Here is a 17,578-nt window from a genome sequence, read left to right on the forward strand (position 1 = left end):
TATGCCGAATTTCCTGCTCTTTCTCGCCGCATCGGTCGCGATCACGGTCGCGCCCGGTCCCGACAACCTGCAAGTGCTCGCGCGCGGCATCTCTCAAGGGCGGCTGGCGGGCGTCGTCGCGGCGTGCGGCTTCGCGTTCGGCGTGATCTTTCATACGACGCTCGCGGCGCTCGGCATCGCTGCGCTGCTGAAGTCTTCGCCGCTCGCGTTTCAGGCCGTGAAGCTCGCGGGCGCGGCGTATCTCGTGTGGATCGGCATCAAGGCGCTGCGTAGCCACGGCCTGGCGACCGCGCACGCGCGCCCGAGCCAGCCGCTTACGACCGTGTTCCGCCAGAGCGTGATCGGCAACATGCTGAACCCGAAAGTCACGCTGTTCTTCATCGTGTTCCTGCCGCAGTTCGTCGATCCGCACGGCGCGCAAAGCGTCATGTTGCAGATGTTCGAACTCGGCGGCCTGTTCATGCTGCAGACGGTCGTCGTGTTTTCGCTGTTCGGCATCGGCGCGGGGATCATCGGCGTGTGGCTGAAGCGCCGTCCGCGCTTGGGCGTGTGGCTCGACCGGCTCGCGGGCGTGACGTTCATCGCGCTTGGCATTCGCGTCGCGCTGCGCGACTGATTCGTCATGACGCTGCCCGCCATCATCGCCGCGCGCCGCTTCCACTTTGCCGCGCATGCGCCGTTCTTCATCGCCGATGAGCGCGTCGGCTGGATTCGCCGTTCCGATGTCGACGCACTCCGGCGCTGGCCTTCGATCTTTTCGATCGACGATGAAAGCGTGCGTCTGAATCCGTCGCTGGACACCGTCGAAGCGCGCACCGAAGCGCTCCGCGAAGTGATCGCCACGCTCCACGCCGAAGGCAAGATCCCCGGCTGGCGCGACGAAACCTACGCGATCCGTAATCGCTTCGACGCGCCGCCGCTCGCGTTCATCGAGCGCGCGGCCTCGCGCTTTTTCGGCACGATGACCCACGCGGTGCATCTGAACGGCATCGTAAAATATCGAGATAAGGCGCCGCAGTTGTGGATCGCGCGCCGCAGCGACACGAAGGCGACCGATCCCGGCATGCTCGACAACGTCGTGGCGGGCGGCATCGGCTGGGGCTTCGCGCTCATGCCGACACTGGTGAAGGAGTGCTGGGAAGAGGCCGGCATGAGCGCCGAGCTCGCGTCCACGGCGACGCCCGGCGGCACGTTTCACGTGCTGCAGTCGCTTCCCGAAGGCACGCAGGCCGAACAGATCTTCGTCTATGACGTGTCCCTGCCGCCCGATTTCGCGCCGCGCAATCAGGATGGCGAAGTCGGCGAGCACCGTCTCGCGCGCATCGAGGATGTCGCGCGCTGGATCGAGGAGGGCGCGCTCACCGTCGACGCCAGCCTGGCAACGCTCGATTGCATGCTGCGCCATCAGTGGATCGATGAGGACGCGTGCGAAGGCATCGCCGCGCTTTTCGAGCCGCCGCAAACTTAAAAAGAACCGAACGAGGACAGGTCATGTCGACCGAACATAGTTTCTACCTGAAGTTGTCGTGCCCGGACCGCCCGGGAATCGTGCATGCCGTGTCGGGCTTCCTGTTCAACCTCGGCGCGAATATCCTCGACTCCGCGCAGTTCGGCGACAGTCGCACGGGCGAATTCTTCATGCGCGTGCATTTTCAGGAAGTCGGCGGCGATCCCGGTCTCGATGCGCTGCGCAAATCGTTCGCCGATCTCGCCGATGAATTCGGCATGCGCTGGGAGCTGCACGACGCATCGGTGAAGCCACGCGTCGTGATCATGGTGTCGAAGATCGGGCACTGCCTGAACGATCTGCTGTTCCGCTACCGCACCGGCCAGTTGCCGATCGAGATTCCGGCGATCATCTCGAATCACAAGGATTTTTATCAGCTCGCCGCGAGCTACGATATTCCGTTTCATCATCTGCCGCTGCTCAAGGCCACGCCGGAAGCGAAGGCCGCGCAAGAAGCGCGCGTGCTGGAAATCGTCGATCAGCATGACACCGATCTCGTCGTGCTCGCGCGCTACATGCAGATTCTGTCGGCGGACATGTGCGAGAAGCTCGCGGGCCGCGCGATCAACATTCATCACTCGTTCCTGCCGAGTTTCAAGGGCGCGAAGCCGTACTATCAGGCGTTCGATCGCGGCGTGAAGCTGATCGGCGCGACCGCGCATTACGTGACGTCGGATCTGGACGAAGGTCCGATCATCGAGCAGGAAGTGGAGCGCGTCGATCACAACATGACGCCGGATCAACTGACGGCGATCGGCCGCGATGTCGAATGCGTGACGCTCGCGCGCGCGGTGAAATGGCATGCGGAGCATCGCATTCTGCTGAACGGGCACAAGACGGTCGTGTTCCGTTGAGGTTTTCCTTCTGAAGCCGCACAAGCAAACGCCCGCGAAAGCGGGCGTTGTTATTTCTGGCTCTTGGCCGACGCTCAAACCAGCCGCAGATAAATCAGCTCTCGCTTGATATACGCGTAAAAGATCGGCGCCGCGATCACGCCGGGAATGCCGAACGCGGCTTCCATCGCGAGCATTGCGAGAAGCAGTTCCCACGCACGCGCTTCGATCTGTCCGCCGATAATGCGCGCGTTCAGAAAATACTCCAGCTTGTGAATGAGGATAAGAAACGCGAGCGACGCGACCGCCGTGCCGAACGACACCGAGAGAGAAATGCCGACGATGATCGTGTTGGAAATCAGATTCCCGATCACTGGCATCAGCCCGACGATGAACGTGATGAGCACGAGCGTTTTCGATAGCGGCAGCTTTTCGTGAAAGAGCGGCAGCGCGACGAGCAGATACAGCGCGGTGAAAACGGCGTTGATCGCGGAAATCTTGATCTGCGCGAAAACGATACGGCGAAACGCGTCCGAGAAGCGCGACGCGCGGGCGACGAGCGCGGTCGACAGCGGCAAGCGATGATGCGACTGCCTCGGCGCACTGACGGCAATGATCGCACCGATGATCATTCCGATGAGGATATGCCCGAAGCCGCGCGCCATCTCCTTGCCGCCTTGCTGAAGCATCTCGGCGTGCCTGTGCATCAGGTCGGTGGCTTTTTCCTTCATCTGGATGGAATCGACGGGCAGGTAATTCGCGACCCAGTCCGGCACGGAAAGGCGCGCGCTCGACGTGATGCTCATCAGCTGATCGAGCAGTTTCTGCATGCTCGGGAAATCGTGCTCGAAATGCTCGATGGTCGCGACGGTGGCGCCCGTGAGCCCGCCGACGATAATCGCGGAAATCAGCCCGACCGAAATAAGCCGCGCGCCCTTGCTGACGACGTGGCGCTCGATTACCGGCGCGATCATGTGCGTGAGCTGGTACACGAGCATTCCGGCCAGCATCCCGCCGAGCAGTTGCAACCTGAGCGTGAGATACAGCGCCAGCAGAGCGAGGAGATAGCTGCCGATCTCCACCGCGGACAGCTTCGGCGAGCTCATATCGCTCGTCAGCCTGACGTGGCGAGTGGGCAAGTCCCGTACTCGCGCCTCCTCGTTGGCCGCTTCGTTGCGCTTCGCCATGACTGCGTTCCTTTCCCCTGCTGCATACGACGGTTATTCGTGCCGCGGCGCGCGCGGCGCATTCGACAGTCCGGCTGGCGGCGCCCGACGCCCGGTGCACGAGGCCGGCGCCGTGGATCAGGCCGCCGATTTAGCTCGTTGCAACAAGGGTGCCAGATATCTGCCGGTAAAACTCGCCTTCGATTTCGCGACCTGCTCTGGCGTCCCCTGCGCGATGATCTGCCCGCCGCCCGCGCCGCCTTCCGGACCGAGGTCGATCACCCAGTCGGCGGTTTTGATCACGTCGAGATTATGCTCGATGATTACGACAGTATTACCCTGATCTCGCAGCCGATGAATCACTTCCAGCAAAAGTGCGATGTCGTGGAAGTGCAGACCGGTCGTCGGCTCGTCGAGGATATACAGCGTCCGACCGGTATCGCGTTTGCTCAGTTCCAGCGAAAGCTTGACGCGCTGGGCCTCTCCGCCCGACAGCGTGGTCGCGGACTGGCCTAGCCGGATGTACCCCAGGCCGACGTCGAGCAGCGTTTTCAGCTTGCGCGCGACCACCGGCACCGGCTTGAAAAACTCGTGCGCGGCCTCGACCGTCAGGTCCAGCACTTCGCTGATGTTCTTGCCCTTGTACTGCACTTCGAGCGTTTCGCGGTTGTAGCGCTTGCCGTGACACACGTCGCAGGGTACGTAGACATCCGGTAGAAAGTGCATTTCCACCTTCAGCACGCCGTCGCCCTGACAGGCTTCGCAGCGTCCACCCTTCACGTTGAACGAGAAGCGGCCGGGATCGTAACCACGCTCCTTCGCCGCCGGCACGCCGGCGAACAGTTCGCGGATCGGCGTGAAAAGCCCGGTGTAGGTGGCCGGATTCGAGCGCGGCGTGCGGCCGATCGGCGATTGATCGACGGCGATCACCTTGTCGAAGTGTTCCAGACCTTCGATCGACTCGTACGGCGCAGGCTCCGTCGCCGAGCCGTACAAATGCTGCGCGACCGCGTGCTGAAGCGTGTCGTTGATGAGCGTCGACTTGCCCGAGCCCGATACGCCCGTCACGCAGGTCAGCAGTCCGACCGGCAGATCCAGGGTGACGCGCTTCAGATTGTTGCCGTGCGCCTCGACGATGCGCAGCACGCGCTCGTCCGGCGCGTTGCGCTCGGCGGGGTAACTGATCGTGCGCTTGCCGGACAAATACTGGCCGGTGATCGAATTCGCGTCTTTTTGCACCTGGTTCGGCGTGCCCTGCGCGACGATCACGCCGCCGTGCTCGCCCGCGCCCGGCCCCATATCGACGACGTAATCCGCCATGCGGATCATGTCTTCGTCGTGCTCGACGACGATCACCGAATTGCCGATATCGCGCAGATGCTTGAGCGTGTCGATGAGGCGGTCGTTGTCGCGCTGGTGCAGCCCGATGGACGGCTCGTCCAGCACGTACATCACGCCCGTAAGCCCCGAGCCGATCTGCGACGCGAGGCGGATGCGCTGCGCCTCGCCGCCGGAAAGCGTTTCGGCGCTGCGTTCCAGCGACAGATAATCGAGCCCGACGTTGTTCAGAAACGAGAGCCGCGCGACGATTTCCTTGATCACCTTGTCGGCGATTTCGCCTTTCGCGCCTTCGAGTCGCAGCGTCTGGAAATAGCCGAGCGCATCCCGCAGCGGCCAGCCGCTGATTTCAAAGATGCCGCGCGCCTGTTCTTCCGCGCCGACTTTCACGAAACGCGCCTCGCGCCGCAGACGCGTGCCTTCGCATGCCGGGCATGGCTGATTGTTCTGATACTTCGCGAGTTCTTCACGCACGGCGGCCGAATCCGTTTCGCGATAGCGCCGCTCCAGATTCGGGATGATGCCTTCGAACGCATGCTCGCGCACCGATGCGCGTCCGCGCTCGTTGATGTACGAGAACGGAATCGACTGCTTGCCCGAGCCGTAAAGCAGGATCTTGCGCACCTTTTCAGGCAGGTCTTCGAACGGCGCGTCGATGTCGAATTCATAGAACGCCGCGAGACTTTGCAGCATCTGAAAATAGAACTGGTTGCGCCGGTCCCAACCTTTCACCGCGCCCGCCGCGAGCGACAGCGACGGATGCGCGACTACGCGCTTCGGATCGAAGAACGTGATCTGGCCAAGGCCGTCGCATTCGGGGCACGCGCCCATCGGATTGTTGAACGAGAACAGGCGCGGCTCCAGTTCCGGCAGCGAGTACGAGCAGATCGGACACGCGAACTTGGAGCTGAACAGCTTTTCGCGGTCAGTGTCCATTTCGAGCGCGATCGCGCGGCCATCGGCGAGGCGCAGCGCGGTTTCGAACGATTCCGCAAGACGTTGCTTCACGTCGGCGCGCATTTTCAGGCGGTCGATCACCACGTCGATCGTGTGCTTGTCGTTCTTTTTCAGCTTGGGCAGCGAATCGACCTCATAGATTTTCGCGACGCCTTCGTTCGCCGTGCCGCCGCCCGAGCGGATGCGGAACCGGATGAAACCCTGCGCCTGCATTTCCTCGAACAATTCGACGTGCTCGCCCTTGCGATCCGCGACGACGGGCGCGAGGATCATCAGCTTGGTCTCTTCGGGCAGCGCGAGCGCGGCGTCGACCATTTGCGAGACGCTTTGCGCCTCGAGCGGAATCAGATGATCCGGGCAATACGGCGTGCCGACGCGCGCGTACAAGAGACGCAGATAGTCGTGGATTTCCGTGACGGTGCCGACCGTGGAACGCGGATTATGCGAAGTCGCCTTCTGTTCGATGGAAATGGCCGGCGACAAACCCTCGATCAGATCGACGTCCGGTTTCTCCATCAACTGCAGAAACTGCCGTGCATACGCCGAAAGGCTTTCCACGTAACGGCGCTGGCCTTCCGCATACAGCGTGTCGAACGCGAGCGACGACTTGCCCGACCCGGACAGCCCCGTAATCACGATCAGCTTGTGGCGCGGCAAGTCGAGATTGACGTTCTTCAGATTGTGGGTGCGAGCCCCACGAATGCGAATTTCTTCCACGAGTTCGTTCCGGCGTTTTTTCGGATGCTTTCGGATGTTTTCAGCGGCTTTTTTCTCGCTCTGGCGGGGCGTGTCGGCTCTGCCGGGCGGAAAGAGAGAGGGCCAAACCTGCTACTATAACGACTTTTAAAGGGCGCAGCGCCCGAGCCCCAGGGCCGGATGCGCGTCGATCGGCCGGCGCGGGGACTTGCCGGCCGCCACGTGCGGCGCTTGGGCCGTGCGTTCCATATAGTGCCGTTTCGAGCAAGAACAAGGCGGCCGCGCCTGGCTGCGCCGCAGGCCAGGCCAGACGCGACCCTCATCCATTTCCCGTTTCTGATGTCCAATCCGTCTGCCACGTCCACACGTCTGAGCGCGCCGGAACTGCGCGCGACCGTGTCGCTCGCTGCCATCTTCGCGCTGCGCATGCTCGGGCTCTTCATGATCATGCCGGTGTTTTCGGTCTACGCGAAAACCATCCCCGGCGGCGACAACGTGCTGCTCGTCGGCATCGCGCTCGGCGCTTACGGCGTCACGCAGTCGATGCTCTATATCTTCTACGGCTGGGTTTCCGACAAGTTCGGGCGCAAGCCGGTCATCGCGTTCGGACTGGTTGTGTTCGCCCTTGGCAGCTTCGTCGCGGCGGTCGGACATTCGATGGCGTGGATCATCGCGGGCCGCGTCATTCAGGGGATGGGCGCGGTGTCGTCGGCGGTGATTGCGTTCATCGCCGATCTGACGCACGAGGAAAACCGCACGAAGGCGATGGCGATGGTCGGCGGCAGCATCGGCGTGTCGTTCGCGGTGGCGATCGTCGGCGCGCCGATCGTGTTCCATTGGGTCGGCATGAGCGGGCTTTTCACGGTAATCGGCGTGCTGTCCATCCTCGCGGTGGGCGTGGTGTTCTGGATCGTGCCCGATCCGCCCGCGCATCCGGTCCACGTCAAGGCGCCTTTCGCCGAGGTGCTGCACAACGTCGAATTGCTGCGCCTCAACTTCGGCGTGCTGGTGCTGCACGCCACGCAGACGGCGCTTTTCCTCGTCGTGCCGCGTATTCTCGTCGATGGCGGGCTGCCGGTCGCGTCGCACTGGAAAATCTACCTCCCCGTAATGGCGCTCGCGTTCGTCATGATGGTTCCGGCCATCATCGCAGCCGAAAAACGTGGAAAAATGAAGAGCGTCATGTTGAGTGCGATCGGGCTTATCCTGATCGGCCAGTTGTTATTGGGCGCCGCTCCCCATACGCTATGGTCCGTGGCCGCCATTCTGTTCGTGTACTTTCTCGGCTTCAACGTGCTGGAGGCGTCCCAGCCATCGCTGGTGTCGAAGCTCGCACCGGGCACGAGAAAGGGCGCGGCGGCGGGCGTCTACAACACGACGCAATCGATCGGCCTTGCGCTCGGCGGGGTGATCGGCGGCTGGCTGCTGAAGCTCGATGGCCCGAGCGCGGTCTTTTTCGCCTGTTCCGCGCTGGTGCTCGCCTGGCTCATCGTCGCGGCGAGCATGAAGCCGCCGCCGCGGAAGACCGAGCGCACGGCCTGAGAAAATCGTTGAATCATCGAATCGAACCGGCACGGCGCGGCCCAATCCACGTCTAAAAGACGGGGACCGGTCCAATCGCACCGTACGGTTGACAGTTTGCAAGGAATTTACCGGAGAAATCATGGCATCAGTCAACAAGGTCATTCTCGTGGGTAATCTGGGCGCCGACCCGGAAACCCGCTACCTCCCGAGCGGCGACGCCGTGGCCAATATTCGTCTAGCGACGACGGACCGTTACAAGGACAAGGCCTCCGGCGAATTCAAGGAACTCACCGAGTGGCATCGCGTGGCGTTTTTCGGCCGGCTCGCGGAGATCGTGAACGAATATCTGAAGAAGGGTTCGTCGGTTTATATCGAGGGGCGCATTCGCACGCGTAAATGGACCGACCAATCGGGCCAGGAACGCTATTCGACGGAAATCGTCGCTGATCAGATGCAGATGCTTGGCGGCCGCGGCGGCGCGGGTGGTGGTGGTGGCGATGAGGGCGGTTTTAGCCGTAGCGCCCCGATGGAGCGTTCCGGTGGCGGCGGCGGGCGTGCCCCGGCCGGCGGCGGACGCGCGAGCGGTGGGGGCGCAGGCGGCTCGAGCCGTCCGAGCGCTCCGGCGGGCGGCGGTTTCGACGACATGGACGACGATATTCCCTTCTGACGATCCGGCAACACTTCGCATATCGCCCCAATCGATGGGCCTCCGGCTTTTAAAGCCCGAGGCTCATTTTTCATTCCGGCAAGGCGCTTTCTGAATTCTCGCGCGCACTCTCCCTTTTTTTGCCGCGAAACATTAATCTCTCGGGGTGGCATGGATGATCTAGTTCGACCTCGATTCAGAGGTTTGAGAGTGCGCCGAAGGCTAATCGGATTTTTCCTATGGTCTGCGAAATATTCGCATTCTATTTTTGAATTAATATTCAAGAATTAAAAAGCGATATTTAATTGCTTGTCGTCATTGACTTAGGCGCGTTGGATGAGTTTGTTTATCGAGCTTCGCTAAACGCCGTTTGAGATATGAGTCAGGGTTTAGGAATGCAGAAGGACATTCCGCGTTTTTCGGCCCGCATTTCGACAAGCGAACCAAGACCAACAATCAACCGGGGGCCCTCTTGAAGCTTCGAATAATATTGGCTGACGATCATCCTTTTGTTCTCTTGGGGATGAAAGCGCTCTTTGCGGCCGACGACGGAATGGAAGTCGTCGGTGAAGCGAACAACGCGAGCAGTTTGCTCGCTGAACTCGCTACCACGCCGTGCGATGTGCTGGTCACGGATTTCGCCATGCCCGAAGCGGGCGTGGACGCAAATGACGGGCTTCGGCTCATCCGCCAGGTGCGTCAGGATTACGCGGATATCAGCATCGTGGTTCTGACCAGCGTAAGCAATGTCGCGATACTGCGTTCGATTCTGAACGCGGGCGCGATCAGCCTCGTCAACAAGGCGGAGCCGATCGAGCTCGTGGCGACGGCTGTGCGGCACGCGTGCGTCGGAAGGCGGTTCGTGAGCGCGTCGTTTGTCGCAGCGCTTGCGGAGGCTGGTACCGAGACCGAGTTTTCGTCGGAAGAGCCGCGTCTTTCGCCCAGAGAGATCGAGGTCGTCCGATTGTTTGCCAAAGGGCATTCGATTACGGAGATCGCGAGAGAGCTCGAGCGCGACGTCCGGACCATCAGTCGTCAGAAGCGCGATGCCATGAACAAGCTCGGGGTTCGGAATGATCCGGGACTGTTCGCATTTGTCCGCGCGCGCGGACTTGGCTGATTATTAGACTTTACGTATACAAATTCGGATGCGTCTTATGTGTCTCAATGATTCGGTATCCGATGCTTGCGTTTCACCCCTTTATGTTGATTTGAGTTCGCGGAAAGCAATGAGGTTGGAGTCGATGGAATTCGAGAACGAGGACCGTGTGTTCTCGCACGCCAAACGGATAAAAGTGGCCATAGCGGATGACCACCCGCTGGTCATCCTCGCAATCGAGAGGCTTGCCGGGCATTTTCCCAACGTCGAAGTCGTGAGTCGGAACACGAACTCCACACAACTCGACGAGTCGCTCGCGCGGCACGAATGCGACGTAGCCATCATCGATTTCTTCATGCCGGGCGGCCGCTATGGCGACGGAATCGAGTTGGTCCAGCACATCGCGAGGCAGTATCCGGAGGTTCGCATCGTCGTCCTGTCACGCAACGACGACGCAGCGCTCGTCAAGCAGGCGCTTGAAGCGGGGGCCCATGCATTCCTCAGCAAGGAGGACCGGCTCGACCTGATTTACGTCGCCATTGTTTCTGTCATCGCCAACGAGACCTATCTCGGACCCGCCGTACGCCGCCTGCTGGCCCTGGCGGATGCTGAAAGCCACGCGCGGTTCATTCGGCAGAGGCTCACGAATCGCGAACTGGAAGTCATCGAGCGCTATGCACGAGGGGCCAACGTCACCGAAATTGCGCGGGAACTCGGGCGCAGCGTGAAGACCATCAGCGCACAAAAATGCGCGGCGATGCGAAAGCTGGATCTGTCGACGGACACTGATTTGTATCGATTCATCGCAGACAGCAGTTTGATATAGATCGCCTCGAAGGCGCGACACGTAGTTTTCCGGAGCCGGCAACGAGACAACGTTCAATCGATTTATGACTGACGTGTGCCGGATAGTCTCCATATAACGCATAAGAAAATGAGAACGAAAACGCCGCTACGAGCGATCGTTGCCGACGACCATCCGGTTGTCGTTAAAGGAATACAAAGCTTTCTGGAGCGTGATGGCGCGGTCCGTGTCGTCGCCACTGCGCGGGACACATTGGAACTCGCCGACGCAGTCGATACCATACCGTGTGACTTCGTCTTTTCGGACATCGCCATGCGCGGCATCGACGGCGAAAACAGTTCCATCTCGTTTCTCAAGCGCTTGTCGTGGCAGGAACGCAGACCCAAAGTCATCGTGCTCACGATGCTTTCCCAGACACGAATGCTGGCGGGGCTTGTTCAAATCGGCGTGGACGGCGTCATCGACAAACGCGACGGACTCGAATGTCTGGGCGACGCGATTTCCAAAGTCGAGGCGGGAGGCTGCTTTCTTTCGCCGTGCGTCGAGGCGGCGGTGAGGAGCCTGCCGCTTACTTCGCCTGCGCGCGCGGGCGTGCTGAGCCGGCGCGAGTGGGAAGTGTTCCAGCTCTATGCCCAGGGGCTGCTGGTTCATGAGATCGCGGATCACTTCGGACGAAGCCGAAAAACGATCGCCACGCAGAAACGAAGCGGCATGCGCAAACTCGGACTCGAAAGCGAAACGGAACTTGTCAGCTATTTGCAGCAGGTCGGCTTGATCTGAACCTGTGTCTCCTAATGGCCCCGTTAAATTTCGGAGCAAATTGGGACGGTTCTGATTCGATCTCGATGCGTTGCGCCTCAGACTCAAGCGACTAGCCTTCGACAGGCAAGCACGAAGCGCGGATGCACATGGCATCCCGCGGTCTTGCTCAGCCGGCGAAGCAACTGTCGTTGCAAGCGTCGGCCCGCATTTTAGGGGTTCGAATTGAGATCACTGTTCGCGCGTTGCCTGCTTCTTCTCTGGCTTTTCGCGCCGCTTTATTGTCACGCCGCCGAGCCGGACACGCAGGCCAGCGCCGCGCTGCGAACCGTCGCGGCCAACACAGATACGAATAGCGCAACGGCCACATTCGAGCTTGACGATTCCGAGCGCGGCTATCTGCACACGCTGAAACCAATCGTCGTGGGCGTGATCGAGGGAGACGGGTCCACGGACGCGTCGCTCGAGTCGCCGCGAGTGGCGCTCGCGGAAATCGAGAAGTCGCTGGGCGTGACGTTCGATGCAAAAAGCTTCGACGATTGGGCCAAGGCGGCATCGGCACTTCAGCGTGGCGAGATCGACATGATCGTGGCGTCGAGCCCGCCGGGACGCCTGAATTACGCCATGCGCTCCGAATTACACCCACTCGACTCATTGATCAAGCGGGCGTATTCGCAAATCCCCGAATCGAACTCCCTCGTTGCCCAGAACGGTGATTCTGTTGCCACGGTCTGGAACATCACGGCCTTGCGCCTGCTGCCGGCCCTCATCGGCATTGCCGCGGTGCTGTTCGTAACGCTTCGCGCCTTCATCCGTCTGCAACAGGAAATGAACCGGCGTGTGGAGACCGAGCAGCGCCTCGGCACGCAGCTCAGTTTCCAGCAAACCATGATGGAGGTCGTGCCGTATCCGCTCGTCGCGAAGGACATGCACAATCGCTACGTCGCGGTGAATCGCGCCTTCGAAGGGGCGCTCGGCGTGCGGCGCGAAGACATTCTTGGGCGTACGAGCCTCGAGGTGGCCGCGTGGGGCGCGGAACATAGTCGTGTGCTCCACGAACTGACGGCCATGACGCTGATTACGGGCCAGCGGCAGGAGGTCGAAGCGGAATTCCGCGATGAAGAGAATCACGCGCGCTGCGGCCTCTTCTGGACTGGAGCGTTCACGGCGTCGAATGGAGAGCGCGCGGGCGTCGTCGGCACGATGATCGACATCACCGATATCCGCGACGCCGAAACGCGCGCGCGCCAGACCGAGCGGCGTCTTCACGACGTCACGCGCTCGCTGCCCGCGGTCGTGTTCCAGTTGCGACGCGCGAATGACGGCACATACAGCCTTCCGTATATCGATGGCGATACGCGTCAATTGCTCGGACTCAACGTTGCAGCGCTCGCCGATGACCCGATTCACGCGTTGACGCACGTTCACGCCGAGGACAGCGCCCGTCTGCTCGGCGAAATCGAGACGTCGGCGCGCACGCTCGAGCCCTTGCATACCGAATTCCGTTCGACTATCGATGGCGTCACGCGCTGGATTCGCGCTGATCTCGTCGCGCATCGCGAAGACGAGGGCGCCGTCGTGTGGAGTGGATACTGGGCGGATGCCAGCGTGGAGCATGCCCGCGCAGACGAACTCGCGCGCGCGCGCGACACCGCCGAAGCCGCGTCGCGCGCGAAGGACGATTTCCTGGCAATGATGAGCCACGAAATCCGCACGCCGATGAACGGCGTCCTGGGGCTCGTCGAAGTGCTCGAGAACACACGGCTGAATCCCGACCAGTCGCAGATGCTGGGCATGATTCAGGATTCCGCGAGCGCACTTTTGCAAATCCTCGATGACCTTCTCGACTATTCCAAGATCGAGGCCGGGCGTTTGGCGATCGAGTCTACCTCTATCGATCTGCGCGAACTGGTGGATAGCGCCGTCGGCCTGCTCGCCGGGCGAGCGCACGAAAAAGGCTTGCGCGTGCGCGTCGACGTGGCGCCGGAAGTGGCCGCGACCGTCAGAGGCGACAGCGTGCGTCTCAGGCAGATTCTCTTCAACCTGATGAGCAACGCGATCAAGTTCACGATCAAGGGCGAAGTGGCGCTCCTCGTTCGCGCAGTCGAGCAACGCGACTGCGAGCAGGTGATCGAGTTGTCTGTGAAGGACACGGGAATAGGCATTGCCGCCGAGGCGCAGCAGAGCTTGTTCGAGCCGTTCGTGCAGGCAGAGACATCCACGACGCGGCGCTTCGGTGGCACCGGCCTTGGACTGACAATCTGCAATCGCCTCGTCGAGTTGATGGGCGGATCGATGAGTCTGGAAAGCGCAATCGGCGTCGGAACCTCGATGGCCGTTCGCCTCACGATGCCCGTCGAAACCTTGAATTACCAGATCGAGGGGCTTCGTGGTAAGCGAGGCATCGTCGCGATCGACGACGATCGCGTCGCGGCGGCGCTGATGCACTACGGCGAAGCGCTTGGTCTCGCATTGCAGCGTCATGCTCCCGGCGAATTTGCGCGGAAGGGCCCTCACTCACTCGAGGACGTCGATATCGTCTTTTCGAGCGATGCGCACAAGAGCCCGTCGCCACTCGGCTCTCGCGTGATTCACGTGACCGAGAAGCCGAAGCCCACCGGTTATCGGATCCTCGAAGACGACATCCGTGTGAGCGTCAATCCGATCTCATGGCACGGACTCGGCGCGGCATGCGTCGCCGCGCTGACAGGCATGCCGCAGATCGCATCCGGCGTGACGCTCGGGCCGGAAACGAAGATGGCGGCGCCGGATCGGGAAGACGCATTGCGTCGCGGCAGGCTCGTGCTCGTGGCCGAAGATCATCCGGTGAATCAGGAGTTGATTCGCCATCAGCTATCGTTGCTCGGTTTTGCCTGCGACGTCGTGCACGATGGCGCCGAGGCGCTCACGGCGCTGACGTATACGCGCTACGGGTTCCTCATCACCGACTGTCACATGCCGAACGTGACGGGCTACGAGCTCGCGCGCCGCATCCGGGCCGACGAAGCCGGGACGTCGCGTCGTTTGCCAATTCTCGGCATCACGGCAAGCACCGCGCCCGACGAGTTGCACAGATGCCGCGAAGCCGGCATGGACGACTGCCTCGTCAAGCCTACTCGCCTTGCAACGTTGCGCGAGCACCTGAACCGCTGGTGGGCCACTGATAGCGCCGTGCCTGTTTCCGACGCGCACTCGCAGCAAATTGCTGCCGAGCCGGCACGCGATGCAGACGAACTTGATCTGAGCGCGATGGCGCAACTATGGGGCAGTGAATCGACAGTAAAGGCGCTGCTGGATGCGTTCGTGTCGTCGTTCCGCGAGGATCTCGTCGTGCTTGCGCGATTGCTCGAGCGCGGCACGGTCGACGATCTGCGCGACTGGCATCATCGCGTGATCGGGGCGGCCAGTGTGTTGCAGTATCGACCGCTGATTCAGGCGCTCGAAGACTTCCGTCATGATCTATCGAAGAAGTCGCGGGAAACGCGTCATCGTGAAGGATTGGCGCTCATTGCGCGATGTGAACACCTGCTCGATCGGATCGACGCACAGGGCGCCACGATACTTTAGATCCGTCCACCAGATGCGATGCGGCGCACAGGCGGCCGCATCGCGCATTTCAGTCGATCGACGATTCGAGACTCTCGCTGGCCGACTCGCTGTCGCGGAAGAAAGTCAGCGCGAAGTCCACGAACGCGCGTGTCTTGGCAGGCACGTGCTTGCGTCCGGGATAGACGATCGACACTTCCTTGTCGGCATCCTTCAGTGCGTAGTTGGGCAGAAGCCGTACGAGCGCTCCGCTTTCGATGTCCTGCGTCACGTGACTTTCTGGCACCACGGCGATTCCCATTCCTGACAAGGCCGCTTGCCGGAGCATCGGCGAACTGTTGACGGAATAGGCTGGATCGAGCACGACGCTTTCCGACGCGCCCGTGGGCCCGATAAACGACCACGCGGACCCGTGGATTTCAGTGGACGGCGCGAGAAAGTCGTGCGTCGCGAGGGCGGCGGGGCGAACGGGCGTGCCTTGCCGCGACAGATATTCCGGCGATGCCACGAGCACGGCGGCGACCCTGAACAGCGGACGATTGATGAGCGTTCCACTGCTGACCAAGTGAGGCACGACGATACCTACATCGAAGCCTTCAGCGACGATATCGACCGGGCGATGCAACAACGACAGGCGCAGTTTCACGCCCGGATAGCGTTCGTGAAACGCACGCAGCATCGGCGTGAGACCCAGCAGGGAAAAAGAGGCCGATGCGACGAGTTTGAGCGAGCCGGACGGATCGGCGGAGTTGTTCGAAATGGAAGCTTCGATCGTTTCGACTTGCTCGATCACTGCACGGCAGCCGTCCGCATAGGCGCGTCCGGCTTCGGTCAGTGAGACGCTGCGTGTCGTGCGGTTCAGCAAGCGCGTGTTTAGGTGCGCTTCCAGAAGCGAAACGTAGCGCGTGACCACGGCGTTCGACAAGTCGAGCGCGGCGGCAGCGCGGCCGAATGATTCGGTGTCCGCAACCTTGAGAAAGACACGCATCGCGTGGAGTTGGTTCATGCAAAAACCGATTGGAGAAGTATTCGATGAACGCGCCATGACGACGGTTGCGTGCGAAGCGCAACGAACTGCTACGCGTGCGCGATTTTAAAGGTTAGGTTTCAACGCGCGAATCGGACGGTTCTTAACGTTATAGGGTGTGGCACATAAGGCACTGTCGCGTGTGTGCAACTGTTCTGCTGCTGCGCTCAAGGATATGCGTGCTCTGATCGTCCGTAACTATAGGTAACCTAAGCGTTTTTCCGTATTAAAAATGTACTTTTCGAATTGTTCGAAAAGAATTTTGTGCTATCGCGATCGTCTTCTCAAAAAAACAGGCCAATAAACTTTGCTTCGCCGTCTATCGGTGCTGAGGCAAGCGAGTGAATCAGAAGATTCCCCACTCGAAAGGCGTTCAGGCTGAAGCAACCCATCGAGTCGCAAGGCTCTCTCAAAGGAATTCGCATGAAAAAGAATCTGATCGTAACGGCAGTCGCAGCACTGGCCGCATCGTTCGCAACCGCTGCGAGCGCGCAAAGCAGCGTCACCCTGTATGGCGTGGTCGACGCCGGTTTCACCTACGTGAATAACGTGTTCAATCAGAATGAGTTCCGCGATTCGAACAAGGGCACCTTCATCGGCATGACCGGCGGCAACGTGCAGCAGAGCCTTTGGGGCCTGCGTGGCGCAGAGGATCTGGGCGGCGGCATGAAGGCCATCTTCAAGTTGGAGAGCGGCTTCAACCTGGGCAATGGCTCGCTCGCAAACGGCGGCGCGCTCTTCAATCGCCAAGCTTACGTCGGCCTGTCCTCCTCGCAGTTCGGCACGGTCACGCTGGGTCGTCAATACGACTCGACCATTGACTACCTGGCTCCGCTTAGCGCGGCAGGTACGTGGGGCGGCACCTATTTCGGTCATATCGGCGGCAACGATAACCTGAACAGCAATTTCAGCATTGCAAACGCTGTCAAGTACGAGACCGCTAACTACGCCGGCTTCTCCGCGAGCGCGCTGTATGGCTTCTCGAACCAAGGCGGAAATTTCAGCAATAATCGTGCATACAGCCTCGGCGCTGGTTATGCCAATGGTCCGTTCAAATTCGGTCTCGCTTATATGCAAGCGAATGGCGTGAATTCGCCGACCAATCAGGGTGGTGCAGTCGTTGGCAACCAGTATGTTACGTTGAATGACAATGGCGAGGCTGCAGTTGCCGGCCGCCGTCTGCGCACGTTCGGTGCTGGTGCCGGTTACTCCTTCGATGCAATGACGTTCGGTGTTCTGTGGACTCAGTCGCGTCTGGATAACACGTACTTCGCCAACAATTCGACGTACGTGAACAACTTCGAAGTCAATGGCCGCTACATGCTGACTCCGGCTCTGTCGCTTGGTGCTGCATACACGTACTCCCAAGGCAAGAGTGAAGTCGCAGGCGATTCGGCTGACACGTTCCGCTATCACCAGCTCGGTCTGCAGGCTGACTATTCGCTGTCCAAGCGCACCGATGTCTACGTCGAAAGCGTAGCGCAATTGGGTTCTGGCGGTGCTGCGGCATGGATCTCGAACAACGGCACGTTTGGTCCGTCGACGAGTTCGCGTCAGGTCGTCTTCAGTACGGGTCTGCGTCACCGCTTCTAAAAGTGTGTATAGACCGGAGACATGGGTAACACCTGTTCCAGGACATGGGTAACACTTCGGACGAATGGTTCGTCCGGAGTTG

General features: G+C 60.8%; 13 protein-coding genes. 10 read left to right on the forward strand and 3 right to left on the reverse strand.

The window, feature by feature from the left end; translation table 11 throughout:
• Position 1: 1 nt before the first annotated feature.
• From AWB75_RS02145 to purU, 3 genes are read left to right on the forward strand one after another with little or no spacing between them, the layout of a single operon-like run.
• Complete coding sequence (locus AWB75_RS02145) at positions 2–616, forward strand: LysE family translocator (RefSeq protein WP_061122402.1); 615 nt, start codon at positions 2–4, stop codon at positions 614–616.
• Between the two features lie 6 nt (positions 617–622).
• Positions 623–1,468, forward strand: a complete 846-nt coding sequence (locus tag AWB75_RS02150) for an NUDIX hydrolase (RefSeq protein ID WP_061122403.1) — start codon at positions 623–625, stop codon at positions 1,466–1,468.
• A gap of 23 nt (positions 1,469–1,491) precedes the next feature.
• Entirely contained in the window at positions 1,492–2,361 is an 870-nt protein-coding gene (gene purU, locus AWB75_RS02155) for a formyltetrahydrofolate deformylase (RefSeq protein ID WP_061122404.1), read from the forward strand.
• 74 nt (positions 2,362–2,435) lie between these two features.
• Here purU and AWB75_RS02160 read toward each other — a convergent pair whose 3' ends face one another.
• Both AWB75_RS02160 and uvrA read right to left on the reverse strand, forming a co-directional pair.
• Positions 2,436–3,527, reverse strand: a complete 1,092-nt coding sequence (locus AWB75_RS02160; protein WP_061122405.1) for an AI-2E family transporter — start codon at positions 3,525–3,527, stop codon at positions 2,436–2,438.
• A gap of 117 nt (positions 3,528–3,644) precedes the next feature.
• Positions 3,645–6,518 (reverse strand): excinuclease ABC subunit UvrA, encoded by a 2,874-nt coding sequence (gene uvrA / locus AWB75_RS02165; RefSeq protein WP_061122406.1) that lies wholly within the window; start codon positions 6,516–6,518, stop codon positions 3,645–3,647.
• Between the two features lie 318 nt (positions 6,519–6,836).
• Between uvrA and AWB75_RS02170 the strand changes: the two genes are divergently transcribed.
• The 6 genes from AWB75_RS02170 to AWB75_RS02195 all read left to right on the forward strand — a co-directional run bounded on the left by AWB75_RS02170 (position 6,837) and on the right by AWB75_RS02195 (position 14,897).
• Entirely contained in the window at positions 6,837–8,039 is a 1,203-nt protein-coding gene (locus AWB75_RS02170) for an MFS transporter (RefSeq protein ID WP_061122407.1), read from the forward strand.
• Positions 8,040–8,160: 121 nt separating this feature from the next.
• A complete protein-coding gene (locus tag AWB75_RS02175) occupies positions 8,161–8,688 on the forward strand; it encodes a single-stranded DNA-binding protein (protein ID WP_061122408.1) in 528 nt (175 codons plus the stop codon).
• A 349-nt stretch (positions 8,689–9,037) separates the two neighbouring features.
• On the forward strand, positions 9,038–9,787 hold the full coding sequence (locus AWB75_RS02180) for a response regulator transcription factor (protein WP_235011928.1): 750 nt from the start codon (positions 9,038–9,040) through the stop codon (positions 9,785–9,787).
• Between the two features lie 124 nt (positions 9,788–9,911).
• Entirely contained in the window at positions 9,912–10,592 is a 681-nt protein-coding gene (locus tag AWB75_RS02185) for a response regulator transcription factor (protein ID WP_061122458.1), read from the forward strand.
• 75 nt (positions 10,593–10,667) lie between these two features.
• Positions 10,668–11,351 (forward strand): response regulator transcription factor, encoded by a 684-nt coding sequence (locus tag AWB75_RS02190; protein WP_327218097.1) that lies wholly within the window; start codon positions 10,668–10,670, stop codon positions 11,349–11,351.
• Positions 11,352–11,555: 204 nt separating this feature from the next.
• Entirely contained in the window at positions 11,556–14,897 is a 3,342-nt protein-coding gene (locus AWB75_RS02195; protein WP_061122410.1) for an ATP-binding protein, read from the forward strand.
• Positions 14,898–14,946: 49 nt separating this feature from the next.
• On the opposite strand, the gene AWB75_RS02200 is transcribed toward AWB75_RS02195, so the two are convergent.
• The gene (locus AWB75_RS02200) at positions 14,947–15,882 is read right to left on the reverse strand and encodes a LysR family transcriptional regulator (RefSeq protein ID WP_061122411.1); all 936 of its coding nucleotides are present in this window, start codon (positions 15,880–15,882) and stop codon (positions 14,947–14,949) included.
• A gap of 444 nt (positions 15,883–16,326) precedes the next feature.
• Between AWB75_RS02200 and AWB75_RS02205 the strand changes: the two genes are divergently transcribed.
• A complete protein-coding gene (locus AWB75_RS02205) occupies positions 16,327–17,496 on the forward strand; it encodes a porin (protein WP_061122412.1) in 1,170 nt (389 codons plus the stop codon).
• Positions 17,497–17,578 lie beyond the last annotated feature (82 nt).

The organism is Caballeronia catudaia, from assembly GCF_001544755.2.
Classification (GTDB): domain Bacteria; phylum Pseudomonadota; class Gammaproteobacteria; order Burkholderiales; family Burkholderiaceae; genus Caballeronia; species Caballeronia catudaia.

Coding starts and splice junctions, on each gene's coding strand:
- AWB75_RS02145 (WP_061122402.1), top strand. CDS start 2: ATGCCGAATTTCCTGCTCTTTCTCGCCGCATCGGTCGCGATCACGGTC.
- AWB75_RS02150 (WP_061122403.1), top strand. CDS start 623: ATGACGCTGCCCGCCATCATCGCCGCGCGCCGCTTCCACTTTGCCGCG.
- purU (WP_061122404.1), top strand. CDS start 1,492: ATGTCGACCGAACATAGTTTCTACCTGAAGTTGTCGTGCCCGGACCGC.
- AWB75_RS02160 (WP_061122405.1), bottom strand. CDS start 3,527: ATGGCGAAGCGCAACGAAGCGGCCAACGAGGAGGCGCGAGTACGGGAC.
- AWB75_RS02170 (WP_061122407.1), top strand. CDS start 6,837: ATGTCCAATCCGTCTGCCACGTCCACACGTCTGAGCGCGCCGGAACTG.
- AWB75_RS02175 (WP_061122408.1), top strand. CDS start 8,161: ATGGCATCAGTCAACAAGGTCATTCTCGTGGGTAATCTGGGCGCCGAC.
- AWB75_RS02185 (WP_061122458.1), top strand. CDS start 9,912: ATGGAATTCGAGAACGAGGACCGTGTGTTCTCGCACGCCAAACGGATA.
- AWB75_RS02200 (WP_061122411.1), bottom strand. CDS start 15,882: ATGAACCAACTCCACGCGATGCGTGTCTTTCTCAAGGTTGCGGACACC.
- AWB75_RS02205 (WP_061122412.1), top strand. CDS start 16,327: ATGAAAAAGAATCTGATCGTAACGGCAGTCGCAGCACTGGCCGCATCG.